General features: G+C 71.8%; 15 protein-coding genes and 1 tRNA gene. 3 read left to right on the top strand and 13 right to left on the bottom strand.

The features are described from left to right. The first annotated feature begins 20 nt into the window (after positions 1-20). Entirely contained in the window at positions 21-3,443 is a 3,423-nt protein-coding gene (locus tag ACFU5K_RS16060; protein WP_384061439.1) for a S41 family peptidase, read from the top strand. 149 nt (positions 3,444-3,592) lie between these two features. Here ACFU5K_RS16060 and ACFU5K_RS16055 read toward each other — a convergent pair whose 3' ends face one another. The 4 genes from ACFU5K_RS16055 to ACFU5K_RS16040 all read right to left on the bottom strand — a co-directional run bounded on the left by ACFU5K_RS16055 (position 3,593) and on the right by ACFU5K_RS16040 (position 7,246). Further along, a complete protein-coding gene (locus tag ACFU5K_RS16055; protein WP_384061436.1) occupies positions 3,593-3,805 on the bottom strand; it encodes a hypothetical protein in 213 nt (70 codons plus the stop codon). Positions 3,806-3,894: 89 nt separating this feature from the next. Then, positions 3,895-4,776, bottom strand: a complete 882-nt coding sequence (locus ACFU5K_RS16050; RefSeq protein WP_384061433.1) for an SDR family oxidoreductase — start codon at positions 4,774-4,776, stop codon at positions 3,895-3,897. Then, complete coding sequence (locus ACFU5K_RS16045; protein WP_384061431.1) at positions 4,773-5,729, bottom strand: alpha/beta fold hydrolase; 957 nt, start codon at positions 5,727-5,729, stop codon at positions 4,773-4,775. The genes ACFU5K_RS16050 and ACFU5K_RS16045 overlap by 4 nt, the downstream gene beginning before the upstream one ends. Continuing rightward, entirely contained in the window at positions 5,726-7,246 is a 1,521-nt protein-coding gene (locus ACFU5K_RS16040; RefSeq protein ID WP_384061428.1) for a flavin-containing monooxygenase, read from the bottom strand. Before ACFU5K_RS16040 ends, ACFU5K_RS16045 begins: the two co-directional genes overlap by 4 nt. Positions 7,247-7,415: 169 nt before the next feature. Between ACFU5K_RS16040 and ACFU5K_RS16035 the strand changes: the two genes are divergently transcribed. Further along, positions 7,416-8,036: a MerR family transcriptional regulator gene (locus tag ACFU5K_RS16035; RefSeq protein ID WP_384061462.1), complete on the top strand. Its 621-nt coding sequence runs from the start codon at positions 7,416-7,418 to the stop codon at positions 8,034-8,036. Between the two features lie 23 nt (positions 8,037-8,059). Here the strand turns inward: ACFU5K_RS16035 and ACFU5K_RS16030 are convergent, their stop codons facing one another. Beyond that, the gene (locus tag ACFU5K_RS16030) at positions 8,060-8,875 is read right to left on the bottom strand and encodes an exodeoxyribonuclease III (protein ID WP_384061425.1); all 816 of its coding nucleotides are present in this window, start codon (positions 8,873-8,875) and stop codon (positions 8,060-8,062) included. A 49-nt stretch (positions 8,876-8,924) separates the two neighbouring features. Between ACFU5K_RS16030 and ACFU5K_RS16025 the strand changes: the two genes are divergently transcribed. Then, positions 8,925-9,446 carry a GNAT family N-acetyltransferase gene (locus ACFU5K_RS16025; RefSeq protein WP_384061422.1) on the top strand — a complete coding sequence of 174 codons (522 nt, stop codon included), beginning with the start codon at positions 8,925-8,927 and terminating at the stop codon, positions 9,444-9,446. On the opposite strand, the gene ACFU5K_RS16020 is transcribed toward ACFU5K_RS16025, so the two are convergent. The 8 genes from ACFU5K_RS16020 to glp form a co-directional block, all read right to left on the bottom strand. Next, positions 9,419-10,204 carry an SAM-dependent methyltransferase gene (locus tag ACFU5K_RS16020; protein ID WP_384061419.1) on the bottom strand — a complete coding sequence of 262 codons (786 nt, stop codon included), beginning with the start codon at positions 10,202-10,204 and terminating at the stop codon, positions 9,419-9,421. The genes ACFU5K_RS16025 and ACFU5K_RS16020 overlap by 28 nt on opposite strands. Before the next feature lie 172 nt (positions 10,205-10,376). After that, a complete protein-coding gene (locus ACFU5K_RS16015; RefSeq protein ID WP_384061416.1) occupies positions 10,377-11,237 on the bottom strand; it encodes a hypothetical protein in 861 nt (286 codons plus the stop codon). Positions 11,238-11,373: 136 nt separating this feature from the next. Continuing rightward, positions 11,374-11,447: transfer RNA gene (locus tag ACFU5K_RS16010), tRNA-Ala, on the bottom strand. 84 nt (positions 11,448-11,531) lie between these two features. Next, entirely contained in the window at positions 11,532-12,617 is a 1,086-nt protein-coding gene (glpR, locus tag ACFU5K_RS16005) for a gephyrin-like molybdotransferase receptor GlpR (RefSeq protein WP_384061414.1), read from the bottom strand. A gap of 167 nt (positions 12,618-12,784) precedes the next feature. Beyond that, positions 12,785-13,417: a GNAT family N-acetyltransferase gene (locus ACFU5K_RS16000; RefSeq protein WP_384061411.1), complete on the bottom strand. Its 633-nt coding sequence runs from the start codon at positions 13,415-13,417 to the stop codon at positions 12,785-12,787. Between the two features lie 17 nt (positions 13,418-13,434). After that, positions 13,435-13,959, bottom strand: coding sequence for a molybdenum cofactor biosynthesis protein B (locus ACFU5K_RS15995; RefSeq protein WP_384061408.1), 525 nt, complete (start codon positions 13,957-13,959; stop codon positions 13,435-13,437). Continuing rightward, positions 13,956-14,456, bottom strand: a complete 501-nt coding sequence (gene moaC / locus ACFU5K_RS15990; protein ID WP_384061405.1) for a cyclic pyranopterin monophosphate synthase MoaC — start codon at positions 14,454-14,456, stop codon at positions 13,956-13,958. The genes ACFU5K_RS15995 and moaC overlap by 4 nt, the downstream gene beginning before the upstream one ends. 125 nt (positions 14,457-14,581) lie before the next feature. Next, complete coding sequence (glp, locus tag ACFU5K_RS15985; RefSeq protein WP_384061403.1) at positions 14,582-15,892, bottom strand: gephyrin-like molybdotransferase Glp; 1,311 nt, start codon at positions 15,890-15,892, stop codon at positions 14,582-14,584. Position 15,893 lies beyond the last annotated feature (1 nt).

Here is a 15,893-nt window from a genome sequence, read left to right as displayed (position 1 = left end):
CGCGCGGAAAGCATTGGAGGGTGAGTGACGATGCCGCGTATCTCCGCTTCCCGCACCTCCACGAGGACTTGCTCTGCTTCGCGGCGGAGGACGACCTCTGGGTCGCCCCTCTGGCCCCGGAGGGGCAGAAACCCGGCCGGGCGTGGCGGCTGACCGTCGACCGGACGAGGGTCAGCCATCCCCGCTTCTCCCCCGACGGCAGCCGTATCGCCTACACGACCTGGCGCACGCTCGATCCGGAGATCCACCTCGCCCCCGTGGACGGCGGGCCCGCCCGCAGACTCACGTACTGGGGTTCGACCGACGCCCGTGTCTGCGGCTGGAGCCCCGACCCGGGGGACGATTCCTGCCAGATCCTCGCGGTGTCCTCGCACGCCCAGCCCTTCTCGTACTTCTCATGGGCCTACAGCGTCCCCACCGACGGCAGCCCGGGCGGCAGACTCCCGTGGGGGCCGGTCTCCGACATCGCGGTCGCCGACGTGGACGGCGAGCGGCGCACGCTGCTGCTCACCGGCAAGCCCCCGCACGAGCCGGCGGCGTGGAAGCGGTACCGGGGCGGCGCGACGGGCCGGCTGTGGCTGCACGGCGAGCGGCTCCTGCCCGACATCGGCGGGCATCTGGACGCGCCCATGTTCGTCGGGCGCCGCATCGCGTTCCTGTCCGACCACGAGGGCGTCGGCAACCTGTACTCCTGCCTGATGGACGGCACCGATCTGCGCCGTCACACCGACCACGACGCCTTCTACGCCCGGCACGCCTCCAGCGACGGCCGCCGCGTCGTCTACCAGTGCGCGGGCGACCTGTGGCTGGCCGAGGACCTGGAGTCGCCGGACGCGGTCCCGCGCAAGCTGGAGGTACGGCTCGGCGGTCCGCGGACGGGGCGGCGGCCGTACCAGGTGTCCGCGGCCGCCCACGTCGACGCACTGTCCGTGGACGAGACGGGCCGGGCTAGCGCCGTCTCCGTGCGCGGCAGCCTGTACTGGCTCACTCACCGCGACGGCCCGGCCCGCACCATCGCCGACACCCCGGGGGTACGCACCCGGCTGCCCGAGATGCTCGGCAGCAGCGGCCAGGTCGCGTACGTCACCGACGCCGAGGGCGACGACGCCGTCGAGATCGGTTCGCTCCCCAGGGCGACCGGCGACCGTCCGCCCCGACGGCTCGCCGCCGGGCGCCTGGGCAGGGTCCTGGAGCTCATCGCGGACCCGGAGGGCGAGCGGCTGGCCATCGCCTCGAACGACGGCAGACTCCTCCTGCTGGGCACCGCGGACGACTCCGCGGAGCCTGCCGAACCGGAGGAACGACCACGCCTGCGGCTGGCCGAAGGGCCCGTGAAGATCGCGACGGCCGGGGACACCGAGGAGAGCGGGACGGCGGAGGGGGCCGGGGGCCCCAGGACGGCCGAGGACGTCGAAGGGGACCTCACCGAGCTCATCAGGTCCGTCAACGGACCCGTGCGCGACCTCGCCTTCTCCCCCGACGGCAACTGGCTGACCTGGTCGCACCCCGGCGTCGGCCGCTCGCTGCGGCAGATCAAACTGGCACGGATCACGGGCCCCGGCGCCCCGGTGATAGTGGATGTCACCAACGGCCGCTTCGAGGACGAGAACCCCGTCTTCACCGGCGACGGCCGCTACCTCGCCTTCCTCTCGTGGCGTGGGTTCGACCCGGTGTACGACGTCCACACCGGCGACCTCTCCTTCCCCCTGGGCTGCCGCCCCTATCTGGTCCCGCTCTCGTCGGCCACCCCCTCGCCCTTCGCCCTGCTGCCCGACGGCCGGCCGGCGGCCGGCGGCCTGGACCCGGTGGACATCGCGGAGGGCCCGGTCGAAGGGCCGACGGTCACCGTGGAGTTCGAGGGCCTGGAGAGCAGGGTGACCCCGTTCCCCGTCGCCGCGTCGAAGTACTCGGCGCTGGAGCCCGTGAGCGGCGGCGGCCTCGTCTGGCTGCGCTGGCCGATCTCCGGCGCTCTGGGCGAGACCTTCGCCAATCCGTCCGACATGTCGGGCCGCCCCACGCTGGAGCACTTCAACATCGCCAAGGCCCGCAAGACCGAACTCGTGGGCCACCTCGACTGGTTCGCGGTCAGCGGGGACGCGTCACGGCTGGTCGTCATGGACGACGGCGAACTGCGGGCCGTGCCGTCCAACGAGCCCGGGGACAACGACTCGACGGTCTTCATCGACCTGCGCCGCATCCTGCACGAGGTGGACCCGGCGGCGGAGTGGCGCCAGGCCTACGGCGAGGCGGGGCGGCTCACCCGGGCCTACTTCTGGGAACCGGACATGTGCGGCATCGACTGGGACGGCGTACTGGACCAGTACCGCCCCCTGGTCGAGCGGGTCGCCTCCCCCGACGAGTTCGCCGATCTGCTGCGCGAGGTCCTCGGCGAGCTGGGCACCTCGCACGCGTACGTCTCGCCCGCCCGCCGCAACGAGGGCCCGCCGCACTACCAGCGGGCGATCGGGCTGCTGGGCGCCAACCTCGCGTGCCGGGACGGTGACTGGACGGTGCTGCGGATCCTGCCCGGCGACTCGTCCGACTCCAAGGCGCGTTCACCGCTCGCCGGTACGGGCATCCGGGAGGGCTTCGTCATCACCCACGTCGACGGCAGGCCGGTCGATCCCGTTGCCGGTCCATACCCCCTGCTCACGGCGGCGGGCGGCACGACGGTGGAGCTGACGTTCCGCCCGCCCGGCGGCGAGTGCGGCGGGCGGTCCCGCCGCATCGCGATCGTCCCCCTCGTCGACGAACGCCCCCTGCGCTACCAGGACTGGGTGGCCAAGCGGCGTGAGGTCGTACGGGACCTGAGTCACGGCAGGTGCGGGTACCTGCACATCCCCGACCTGGGCGGATCGGGCTGGGCCCAGTTCAACCGCGACCTGCGGCTCGAGGTCTCGCGCCCGGCCCTGATCGTGGACGTCCGGGGCAACGCGGGCGGCAACATCAGCGAGCTGGTCCTGGAGAAGCTCACCCGCACGATCCTCGGCTGGGACCTGACCCGCAACGCCCAGGCCGTGTCGTACGCCTCCAACGCCCCCCGGGGGCCTGTCGTGGCCCTCGCCGACGAGGCGACGTCCTCCGACGGAGACATGATCACGGCCGCGTTCCGCCTGCTGAAGCTGGGGCCGGTGGTCGGTCAGCGCACGTGGGGCGGTGTGGTCGGCATGACCGGACGCCACCGGCTCGGTGACGGCACGGTGATCACGGTGCCCATGAACGCGGCCTGGTTCGACACGTACGGCTGGTCCGTCGAGAACTACGGCGTCGAGCCCGACCTGGAGGCCCTGCGTACCCCGCTGGACTGGGCCGAGGGGCGCCACGCGGTACTCGACGACGCGGTCAGGGTGGCCCTTGACCTGCTGGCCGCGCACCCGGCGGCCACACCGCCCACCTACAGCTCCGTCCCGGACCTGCGCCGGCCGCCGCTCCCTCCGAGGTGACGCGGGCCGGCCGCCCGGCCGGAGACGCACAGGCCAGGCAGTCCCGACGCCACCGTGGCCACGAGAACGGGCCCCGTACGCACGAGAAGGGGTGCACCCGGCACCCGGGTGCACCCCAACCAACCGCAGACGCTCAGTGGCGTCGGCCGTCAGCGCCCAGAACGCTCACGCGCCTGGTCCGCCGCGTCCTGCGCGCGGTCCCCGGCGCCGGGCCGACGGCCCTTCGCCTGGTCCGCGGCGCGGCCCGGGGCGTTGGACGAGCGCTCGCGCGCCTCGTCACGCTTGCCGTTGCCGGCCTTCTGCTGCTTGGCCTGGTCGGCGAGCTCCTGGGCCTTGTCCTTGAACTGGTCTGCGATGCCCATGCTGTTCACTCCTATGTGGGTGCGTGGGTTTGACCCCGGTGGGGCCTCGCTCAGACTTACACACCCGGACATTCATCGCATTTCGATCATCATCGCCGTGCTCGGGCCTGCTGATCCGCCTCTCCGCCGGCCCCGACGAGCCCCTTGCCCACACCGTCGAGACGAGGCCCGAACCGCTTCATCTCGCGCTGCCCGACCGTCCCTATGAGCGTCGGGAGGTAGCCGCGGACCGACTGCATGCCGCGCAGCCACCACTGGGCGTACACGTGCGCGGAGCGCCGCTCGATCCCGGCGACGATCCGGTCGGCGGCGGGGCCCAGCGGATACGTACGGTTCGTCGGCCACGGCAGCCGCTGCCTCAACTCCCGCATGACGTCGTCCTCGTCAGCGCCGCGCACCATGTCCGTGTCGGTCCAGGACAGGTAGCCGACCCCGACCTTGACGCCCCGGTGACCGACCTCTCCGCGCAGGCAGTGGGCGAACGCCTCCACACCCGACTTGGACGCGCAGTACGCGCTCATCATCGGCGCCGGGGTGATCGCGGCCAGCGACGCTATCTGGAGGAAGTATCCGCGGCTCTCCATGAGCACGGGCAGGAACGCCCGCGCCGTCACCGCACTTCCTATGAGGTTCACCTCCACGACCCGGCGCCACGCCTCCGGGTCCGAGTCCACGAGCGGCCCGCCGCTGGCGACACCTGCGTTGGCGACGACGATGTCGACCTTGCCGAAGCGCTCCTTGACCTCGGCGGCGACCTGGCTCATCGCCACGTGGTCGGTGACGTCCGCGAACCAGTGACCGCTCTCCGAGTGCAGCCGCTCCGAGACCTTCTTCAGCTCGTCCGGCTCCAGACCGACCAGAGCCAGAGTGGCACCGCGCGCCGAGAGTTTGCGCGCCAGCAGCTCACCCACCCCGCGTGCCGCACCCGTGACGACGACCACCTGTCCTTCGAGACTCCGCCTGCCGCTCATGCGACCTCCTCCTCGCTCACGGCTGCCGCCGCGTTGCCCGCACCTTCCACAGTGACGTACGCGGCCACCAGCTCGCGGAGCTTCGCCGTGACCGCCTCGGGTGCCTCCATCGGCGTCATGTGACCCATACCCGTCAGCACCGTGAGCCCGAGGCTGTGCGGCAGCGCCACCTCGATGGCCCGCGCGTGCACGGGCGGTGTCAGCCGGTCCTCGGCGCCCGCGATCACCGCGGTCGGCAGCACCAACTCCCGTACGCCCGCTTCGAGATCCAGCTCCGCGAGCACGTGACCCCAGGCGACCCGCACCTTGCGCGGACACGCATGCACGATCCTGGCACAGGCATCGACGCGTTCCGGGGCCGAACCGCGCCCCATCGTGGCGTACTTGAGGATCACCTTCGAGACGGCGGTGACCGGCCCGAGCGGGGCGCGTGCGGCCAGGACCCCTGCGGTGATCCGGGTGCGGAGCGCCCCCGCCCGCATCGGCAGCACCAGCGACTCGGCGGTCAGCCGCGAGCTCCCGGTGCTGCACAGCAGGACGGCCGCACCGTGCTCGCGGACCGCTGCCCGGCCGCCGGCGGCCATCAGCGTCATACCCCCCATGGAGTGCCCGCCGAGCACCGCCTTCTGCCCGGGCGCGAGGGTGGCCCCCAGTACCGCCTCCAGGTCGTCGGCCAGCGCGTTCGTGCTGTAGCCGTCGGCCACGGGCGCCGGGGTACGGCCGTGCCCACGCTGGTCGTAGACGACGACGCGGTGGTCCACCGACAGGTCACGCACCTGCGCGTCCCAGAAGCGGGTGTTGCAGGTCCAGCCGTGCGCCAGGACCACGGCGGGGGCTCCGTCGGGTCCGTGCACCTCGACGTTGATCCGCGCACCGTCGGCGGAGACGACGGTCAGTTCGCGTACGGGTACGGGCGGCGCCTCAGCCTGGGTCCTCGTCCTCGTCCGGCTCATCGTGCTGCCTCCTCGGTCACGGCGTGCGCCGCGGAGTGGGTGTGTGGTTTCCGGACGACTTCGTACTCGCCCAGGTCGACCGAGCGCGTCGCCCGGCGGAATTCGGCCGTGGTACCCGGCCAGACCGTGGTGTTGCGGCCCGCGGAGTCCAGGTACCAACTGGTGCAGCCACCGGTGTTCCAGACGGTGCGCTTCATCCGGTCCTGGACCCGGCGGTTCCACGAACCGACTGCGGAGGGGCGCGCGTCGAGGGCCGCGCGCCCGCCCAGGACGTCCAGCTGGCGCATGTAGTCGGCCATGTAGTTCAGCTGGGACTCGATCATGAGGATCATGGATGAGTTCCCCAGGCCCGTGTTGGGGCCGATGATCGTCATCCAGTTGGGGAAGCCCGCCGCGGTCGCGCCGCGCAGCGCCTGCATCCCGCCCTTCCACGCCTCGGCGAGCGTGATCCCGTCGGCGCCGACCACGCGCTCGGCGATCGGCATGTCCGTGACATGGAACCCGGTGCCGAGGATGATCACGTCGGCCTCGGTCTCCGTACCGTCCGCGGCGACCACGGTGGAACCCCGGACCTCGGTGAGACCGGAGGCGACGACGTCGACGTTCGGCTGCGCGAGCGCCGGGTAGTAGGCGCTGGAGAGCAGGATGCGCTTGCATCCGATGCGGTACGAGGGGGTCAGCTTGGCGCGCAGGGCCGGGTCCTTGATCGCGCGTGCCATGTTGGCCTTGGCCATCGACTCGACGAGACCCAGTTGGTCGGGGTGCTTGGTGAACGCGCCCACCTGCAGCTCCCGGATGCCCCAGAGCAGTCCGCGGCGGGCGGTGCCCGTGAAGGGGAGTGCGCGGTGCAGCCACTTCTCGGGACCGCTGATGGCGCGGTCCACGCGCGGCATGACCCAGGGCGGTGTCCGCTGGAAGAGGGTGAGCCGGCCGGCCTTCGGCTGGATCGCCGGGACGATCTGGATGGCCGAGGCGCCGGTGCCGATCACGGCGACGCGCTTGCCACTCAGGTCGTAGTCGTGGTCCCACCGCGCCGAGTGGAAGACCTTGCCGGGGAAGTCGGCGAGGCCCGGGATGTCCGGCAGCTTCGGGTCGGAGAGCGGGCCGGTGGCGGAGACGACGGCGTCGGCGGTGACGGTGGAGCCGTCGGCGCTCTCGATCGTCCAGTGCAGTTCGTCGTTGTCCCAGCGCATGACGGTGACTTCACGGTTGAGCCTGATGTGCGGGCGCAGTCCGAAGGTGTCGGCCACGTGCTCCAGGTAGGCGCGGATGTGCTCCTGCCCGGAGAAGGTGCGCGGCCAGTCCGGGTTCGGCGCGAAGGAGAAGGAGTACAGGTGGGACGGTACGTCGCAGGCACAGCCCGGGTAGCTGTTGTCACGCCAGGTGCCGCCGACGGAACCGGCCCGCTCGAGGACCAGGAAGTCGGTGATGCCCTCGCGACGGAGCCGGACCGCGGCCCCGAGGCCCCCGAATCCGGATCCGATCACCGCCACTCGTACGTGCTCGTGCTCGGCCATGCTGCCGCCTCCCCGCGGTACGTGACACGACTCTGCCAGCAATCACTGGCACTGTTGGGAGGGTAGAGCAGCCCCGTACTGATGGGTAGGGGTCGGGGCAAGGAAAGTTACCGGCGGTACAACATAGGGTGCGGGTGTGGCTGAAGGACGCGAGCACCGCGAGTACCGCATGGAGGAGCTGGCCAGGGAGGCCGGCATCACCGTGCGCACCCTGCGCTTCTACCGGGAGCGCGGCCTGATCCAGCCGCCCCGCCGCGAGGGCCGCATCGCCTGGTACGACGACCACCACCTGGCCCGGCTGCGCACGATCACCGGCCTGCTGGAGCGCGGCCACACCCTCAACGGCATCGCCGACCTGGCTGCCACCTTCGACAGCGGCCGGGACGTCGCCGAGGTGCTGGGCCTGGGCGAGCCGACCGAGGAGACCCCGGTCCGGCTCACGCCCGAGCAGCTCGCCGACTACTTCCTGGACCAGGCCACCGCGGAGAACCTGGCCGGGGCGCTGGAACTGGGCTATCTGGCCACCGACGGCGACGAGATCGTGCACATCAGCCGCCGCCTGCTGGACGCGTCGGCGGAACTCGTCCGGGCGGGGGTCCCGCTCTCCGCCGTGCTCTCCTCGGGCCGCCTGGTCCGCGAGCACGCCGACGCCCTGGCCGACCTGTTCGTCCGCGTCCTGCGCACCCACACCGCGCAGTCCGAGCCGGAGCAGCTGCGCACGCTGGCCCAGGCGGTGGTGGACGCGGAGCTCTCGATGGCCCTGGACCGCCGCCTGCGCGACGACGGCTGACAGGCGCCCCGAGGGCCCGACTCCTACCGCTCGTAGGTGACGGTCACGGGCGCGTGGTCGCTCCACCGCTCACCGTGGGTGGCGGCCCGCTCCACCCACGCCTTGACCGCGCGGCCGGCGAGACCCGGGGTCACCACCTGGTAGTCGATCCGCCAGCCCGTGTCGTTGTCGAAGGCCCGGCCGCGGTAGGACCACCACGAATAGGGCCCCTCCTCGTCCGGATGCAGGGCGCGGACCACGTCCACGTACCCGGCCTCGTCGAACACCCGGGTCAGCCACTCCCGCTCCTCGGGGAGGAAGCCGGAGCTCTTCCGGTTGGCCTTCCAGTTCTTGAGGTCGGCCTCCTGGTGGGCGATGTTCCAGTCGCCACACACCACCACCTCTCGCCCCTCGGCGGCCGCACGCTCCCGGAGCCCCTGGAGGTAAGGCAGGAAGGCGGCCATGAAGCGCTCCTTCTCCTCCTGCTTCTCCGTGCCGACCTCGCCGGACGGCAGGTACAGGCTCGCGACCGTCACGCCCGGGACGTCCACCTCGACGTACCGCCCGCTCGCGTCGAACTCCTCCGCGCCCGGCACGCCGAAGCCACCGAAGCCGGTCTGAACACGCTCCGGCGCGTGCCGCGTCAGGACCGAGACACCCGCGCGCCCCTTGGCGGCGGCCGGGGCGTGCACGACGTGCCAGCCCTCGGGCTCACGCACCTCTTCGGGCAGCTGCTGAGCCTCCGCCCGGACTTCCTGGAGGCAGACCACATCGGCCTCGGTCCGCGCCAGCCACTCGACGAAGCCCTTCTTGGCGGCGGCACGGAGCCCGTTGACATTCACGGAGGTAACAGTCAGCATCCGGATACAGTACCTACATCCCCTAGTGCATAGCTGTACCATGACTCGCATGATTATCCAGTCGCGGCCATTCGACCACCCGGACGCCGTCAAACTCAACGCCCAGGTGCAGCTCGAATACGCCGCGCGCTACGGCGACGGGGGCGATGTCACGCCGCTCGAACCCACCATGTTCGACCCGCCCAGAGGTCTGTACCTGCTCGCCTACGACGAGCGGAGCCGCCCCGTCGCCACGGGCGGCTGGCGCAGCCAGGAGCGCAACGCCGAGGGCTACTCCGACGGTGACGCCGAGATCAAGCGGATGTTCGTGATCCCCGAGGGGCGCGGGCTCGGCCTGGCCCGTCGCATCCTCGCCGCGCTGGAGGCCGACGCACGGGCGGCCGGCCGCACACGCATGGTCCTGGAGACCGGCGACCAGCAGCCCGAGGCCATCGCGCTGTACACGTCGAGCGGCTACACACCCTGCGCCAAGTTCGGCCACTACCGCACGTACGACAGCAGTATCTGCATGGCCAAGCCGCTGACCGGCCCCTCCTGGGCCCCCTACGGAACGCGCGCGACCCCCACGTAGAACCCGCTCCGCTCGTACACCGGGGCGGGTCCCTCCCGGTACCACTCGGGCGCCGTGACCAGACCGGGCTCCACGAGCTCCAGCCCCTCGAAGAACGGCTCGACCTCCTCACGCGTACGCATCCTGAGCGCGATGGCACCCTTCCTGTACGCCGACTCGGTCTCCTGCTTCAGCTCCGGGTGCTGATCGGCGGTGCCGTGCGAGAGGACCAGGAAACTCCCGCTGGGCAGCGCCCCGGCCAGCGTGCTGGTGATGCCGTACGGATCGTGGTCGTCGGGCAGGAAGTGCATCAGTGCGATCAGTGACAGCGCGATCGGCCGCCCGAAGTCCAGCAACTTCGCGGCGCTTTCGAGAATGGCCTCGGGCTCGCGCACATCCGCGTGGATGTAGTCCGTCGCACCCTCGGGACTGCTCACCAGGAGCGCCTCCGCGTGGCGCAGCACGATGGGGTCGTTGTCCGCGTAGATCACGCGGGACTGCGGCGTGACGGCCTGGACGATCTGGTGGAGGTTCGGCGCGGTGGGAATGCCGGTACCGATGTCCAGGAACTGGTCGACGCCCTGCCCCGCCAGCCAGGCGGACGCCCGGTGCATGAACGCCCGGTTCCGTCCCGCGTTGGCCCGCGCCTCGGCCGGGAGCCTCTCACCGACCGCCTGATCGACCGGGTAGTTGTCCTTACCGCCCAGCAACCAGTCGTAGACGCGCGCAGGATGAGGCTTGCTGGTGTCGATGCGGGAGCTGGGTATACCGGCTGTCACAGAACGCTCCTCCGTACGGAACCACGAACAGGCATCCCCGCACCGGACCTGCGCGATCCCCAACAGCGTTCACCGCAGGGGAGGTTGGGCGAGGGTGCCCCAGGTTACCGGGTGACAGCCCCGGCGGAATCCGCACCTCCGCTGCACGGTCGTCCGCCCCGGCTCCGGCGCCTCAGGCGCGCCACTTGTCGCGGAGGAGCCAGGTCATCCGCTCTCCCAGGTGGTGACGCCACAGCCACCACGGCAGGCGCCGGTGCGAGACGTAACCCCACAGGTCGTCGTCGGCCTCGTTGCCCCGGGGATGCGACCGCAGGAGTTCCAGACAGCGACGGTCCACGGTCGAGTGCAGCCGGGCGACATGGGCCAGCGCGACACGGCCCTGGTGGCGCAACTCGTCACCGCCCGACTCCAGCGCCCGGGCGACCCTGGGCAGGATGGCCTCCGCGTCCGGGTGGTTGAGTGCCAGGCCGATCACGGCCACCCCCACGAGTTCCTCGGCCCGGTCGAACGCGGCGTCGACCTCTTCAGGCCGGTCGGTCCCCAGCAGGGCCGAGCCGCTCTGCCAGTTCATGCCGTGCCCCGAGGCGGCACGGCCGACCAGAAACTCGTCTCGCCCGGCGGCCAGCAGGCGGCGGCCCGCACCCTCCGGATCGAGCGCCGAGGGGGCCACGTCCGCGTCCCCCCTCGCCGCCAGTTCTGCGAGCAGCCGGGCACGTTCCTCCCCGGAACGCGAACAGGCCCAGCTCAAGGCCAGGTACGCCCACACCCGACCGGCATCCGCATCCTCGTCCGAGAGCCGCTGGCACAGGACGGCGAGTTCAGGCGCGGACGGTTCCGTCCCCGCGACCTCGTCGAAATCCCCCGCACGCTCCCGCAGGTCGCACCGCCGGAGAAAAGCGAGCCGTACCGCGTCCTCCACGGTGAGCAGACCGGACACGCATCCGCGCCCGACCTCCGCGGGCTCCAGCGCCACGGCGAACCGCACGAACTCGGCGGGGATACGGAAGGGCGCGGCATCGGGTTCCTCGGGCATACCGGCCGACCCTACCCAGCAGCCCGATCCGGCCTGCCGAAGGGAGCACCTCTCCGCAACGGCGGCCCCGGGCAATTGCCCGAAACGACGAGATCCCGTCCGATCGAAACGATCGGACGGGATCTCGTGTGTGCGGTGGACCTGTGGGGATTTGAACCCCAGACCCCCTCGATGCGAACGAGGTGCGCTACCAGACTGCGCCACAGGCCCTTGCAACGAGTGAAACTCTAGCACCCCGGACGGGGTGCTCGGAAATCCGTATCCCGGCAGGTCACCGAGTCGGACGCCCGGCCATCACTCGTTGGCGGCGCGGGGCCGCTCGCCCTCGTCGTACTGGTCGAAGAGCGGGGTGCGGCCCCTGTCCCGGGTGCGCCGAGGCTGGCCGGGCCTGCGGCGCGGACGCGCCTCGGCTTCGGGTTCGGCGGCGTCCGGGCGGCTCGGCTCGGCCTGGCTGGAACGGGCAGCGCTCCAGGTCTCCGGGTCGCCGACCTCCACCCCGCCCGTGGCGCGCGGGGCGACGGGGGCGGTGACGTAGGTGGGCAGCGGGACCGGGACGGGTTCCCAGCTGTCACCCTGAGCCGGGCCGCGCTCGCGCTGCTGGTCGACCCACTCCGCGTGGTCCGTCTGCTCGACGAGGGCGCGGCGGCCCGCCTCCTGCGGGGAGACGGTGGGAGCGGGTGCGGGCGCTTCGGGCTCCTCGTCCGGCTCGGCGGGAGCCGACGCCGCGGGCTGGTGCCTGCGGGGGCGGTTCTCGCGCAGCCGTTGAGCGGCGACCTCGGCACGACGCTGGTCCATGGTGAAGACGAACCGCCGGCGTTCCCGGGCCCGCAGATGCACGATGTACGTGCTCAGCAGCACGGCCGGTACGGCGGGCGCCCACAGGAAGCGGAGCCCGCCCACGGCCGCGACGACCGCGCCGAGCGTGAAGGCCATGAAGAGCATCGTGGTCGTGCGTCGCCGGCGCGCCAGCACCTGCGAGCGCTGACGCCGCTCACGCTCCGATTCCGCGCCGGAGGGGCGCCGCCGCCGGACCTGCGCCGGAGGGCGGTCGTGCTCGGTGCGTTCGGGTGCCGGGTCGCGCAACCGGGCTTCCGTATGTTCCGGGGGCGCGGAAAAGGCCCGGACGTCGACGGACTCCATACGGTCCGTGACGGCATCCGGGTCCACGTCGCCAGGCGCCTCCTCGGCCCCGCGCTCCCGCAGCTCCCTGGCATAACGGCGCTCCATGGCCGCGCGTCCGGACAGCAGCCGGATGGCGGTGCTGAAGCGCTCCGTGGGACGGGCTTCGTTGAGCTCGTCCTGCCTGCGGAGCCACATCGGTACCAAGTAGGCGGCCCAGGCCCCGACGATGACTGCGTAGATGAGGCCGCTGCTGCTCACGCTCACACCGTAGAGGGGTTTGCACGGCAGCATCCGCCAATTGGCCCGGTGTGTCGCACGATCAGGCTCATATGACGGACTTTTTTTGCGATTCTTCGGACCGACACTCGACGGCAGTCGGGTCGATTACCGTCACACGCTGATCAAATTCGAACACTTATTTCATTTCACCCCGGGGTGTGCGGCGCGTCCCCCGGTGTGCGCGGTGTACCCGGCCGCACCCTGCGCCAACGCCGCAGGAGCCCGTCGGGCACCTCCTCGGCGGTGAGGGCGAAGATCAGATGGTCCCGCCACGCGCCGTCGATGTGGAGATAGCGCGGGCGCAGTCCTTCCGAGCGGAATCCCAGTTTCTCCACGACTCTTCTGCTGGGCGCGTTCTCGGGCCGAATGCACACCTCGATCCGGTGCAGTCCGACCGTGCGGAAACAGTGGTCGACCGCGAGCGCGACCGCGGTCGGCATGACGCCGCGTCCTGCCACGCTCCGGTCGACCCAGTAGCCGACGTGGCCCGAGCACATCGAGCCCCAGGTGATGCCGGCCACCGTCAACTGCCCTACGAGGCGGCCCTCGTACTCGATCGCGAACGGCAGCATCCGGCCGGCGTTCGCCTCGGTGCGCAGGTGACGGATCATCTGACGGTAGGTGGGGCGCCGGGCCACCGGGCCGCCGGGGGCGGGCGGCGGGACGGTCGCTTCCCAGGGGCGCAGCCAGTCGCGGTTGCGCCGGTTCACCTCGCGCCAGGCGCTCTGGTCGCGCAGCTTTATCGGGCGGAGGGTGACGGCGCCGTCGGTCAGGATCACCGGCCAGGTCCGGACGTTCAGCTCGGGCTCCCGAGTCGGGGGTGATCGCCGCCGCGCAACTGGTCGACGGCATGCACCAGGAGCCTGCCCAGGACGGCGATCCCGTCGCGGACACCCCCGGTCGAGCCGGGCAGGTTCACGATCAGGGTGCCGTCCGCGATGCCGGCCAGCCCCCGGGAAAGCGCGGCGGTCGGGACCTTGTCCCGGCCCTCGGCCCGGATGGCCTCGGCGATGCCGGGGACCTCCCGGTCGATGACGCAGCGGGTGGCCTCGGGGGTGCGGTCGGTGGGCGAGATGCCGGTGCCGCCCGTGGTCACGATCACGTCGTAGCCCGCGGCCACGCCGGCGCGCAGGGCGGCCTCCACGGGATCCCCGTCGGGAACGACCTGCGGACCGTCGACCGCGAATCCGAGACCGGCGAGGCCCTCGGCGACGAGAGGGCCGCCCTTGTCGGCGTAGACACCGGCGGACGCGCGGTTGGAGGCGGTCACGACGAGCGCGCGGTAGGTGCGGGTGTCCGCCCCACTGCCGGGGGCGGTCATGCGTCCTTCCCCTCCGGTACAGGGCGCCGGTAGTCCCCGGACTTGCCCCCCGACTTCGCCTCGACCCGGACGTCCGTGATCACCGCGTTCTTGTCGACCGCCTTGATCATGTCGATCACGGTGAGCGCGGCGACCGACACGGCGGTCAGCGCCTCCATCTCGACGCCCGTACGGTCCGTCGTCTTCACGGTCGCCAGGATCTCCACCGCGTCGTCGGCGACGGTGAGGTCGACCTTGACGCCGGAGACCGCGAGCGGATGACACAGCGGGATCAGGTCCGGGGTGCGCTTCGCGCCCATGATCCCTGCGATCCGTGCGGTGGCGAGCGCGTCGCCCTTGGGGACGCCCTCGCCCCTGAGGAGTTCGACGACACGGGACGACACGAGGACCCGGCCGCTCGCGCGGGCGACGCGTGCCGTCACGTCCTTCTGCGACACGTCGACCATGCGGGCCGCGCCCGCCTCGTCGATGTGCGTCAGGCTGTTCTGCGTACTCAACTCACTCCGCCTAGCGGTAGGGCGCCGGTTGCCCGCCTGCCCCGCGTCAAGCCGCGGGGCGGGGGTCCGGGGGGCTTCCCCCGGTAAGGCACAGCGCCAGATACCGTACCGCCACCGCGCGCATGTCAGCGGAGGAGGATCACCTCGGTCTCCGCGCCGGGCTCGGCGGAGGTGACGTCCTCGGGCAGCACGATCAGCGAGTCCGCCTGCGCCAGCGCCGCGATCAGATGCGATCCGGCCCCTCCGACGGGCGTGACGGTGCCCGCCTGCGCGTCGTAGGACCCGCGCAGGAACTGCCGCTTGCCGGCCGGTGAGGAGAGCGCCTTGTCGGTACTGAGGACGGCCCGGACCTTCGGCCGGTGCACGTCCTCCAGGCCCATCAGCGTCAGGATCGCCGGGCGGACGAAGAGCTCGAAGGAGACGTACGAGGACACCGGATTGCCGGGCAGCGCCAGCAGCGGCGTGTGGTCGGGGCCGATGGAGCCGAAACCCTGGGGCTTGCCCGGCTGCATGGCGAGCTTGCGGAAGTCGATGCCCCCGCCGGCCTCGTCCTCGTCGCCCACCGAGGACAGGGCCTCCTTGACCACGTCGTACGCGCCGACGCTGACGCCACCCGTGGTGACGACGATGTCGGCGCGGATCAGCTGGTCCTCGATCGTGGCCCGCAGCGTCTCCGCGTCGTCGGCCACCGCGGGCACGCGATAGGCGATGGCGCCCGCGTCCCGGGCCGCCGCCGTCAGCGCGAAGCTGTTGGAGTCGTAGATGCGGCCGCCGGTCAGCTCCTCGCCCGGCTGTGCCAGCTCACTGCCGGTGGAGAGCACGACGACCCGGGGGCGGGGCCTCACACGCACCGTCGAACGGCCGATCGCGGCGAGCAGCCCGATCTGCGGCGGTCCGACGACCGAGCCCGCACGCAGCGCCAGGTCACCGGGGCGCACGTCGCTGCCCTTGGCCCTGACGTGGGCCCGCGGCTTGACCGGCCGGTGGACCCGGACCTCTCCGCTCGCGCCCTCGGGTGCGTCGCTGTGGGCGCGCATTGCTTCTGCGGGGCCGCCGCCGGTGCCGCCGTCCGTCCACTCGACCGGGACGACCGCCTCGGCACCGGCCGGCAGCGGGGCGCCGGTCATGATGCGGGCGGCCTCGCCGGGGCCGACGGACCGGCCGTCGGCCAGCCCTCCGTCGCCCGCGGCGACATCACCGATGACCGTGAGGACCGCCGGGAACTCCTCGCTGGCGCCCTCGACATCGGAGATCCGGACGGCATACCCGTCCATCGAGCTGTTGTCGAAGGGCGGCAGGGCCACCTCCACCACGACGTCCTCGACCAGGACACAGCCCTGCGCGTCGGGCAGTTGCAGCTCGATGGGTTCGAGCGGCCTCACCGCGGCGAGGATGTCGTCCAGGTGCTCGTCCACCGACCAGATCGTGCTGCTCACA

Origin of the sequence: Streptomyces sp. NPDC057428, from assembly GCF_042803195.1 — a bacterium.
Lineage (GTDB): Bacteria > Actinomycetota > Actinomycetes > Streptomycetales > Streptomycetaceae > Streptomyces.
Note: the sequence above shows the minus strand (reverse complement) of the source record. Positions and strands in the feature narration are given on the sequence as shown.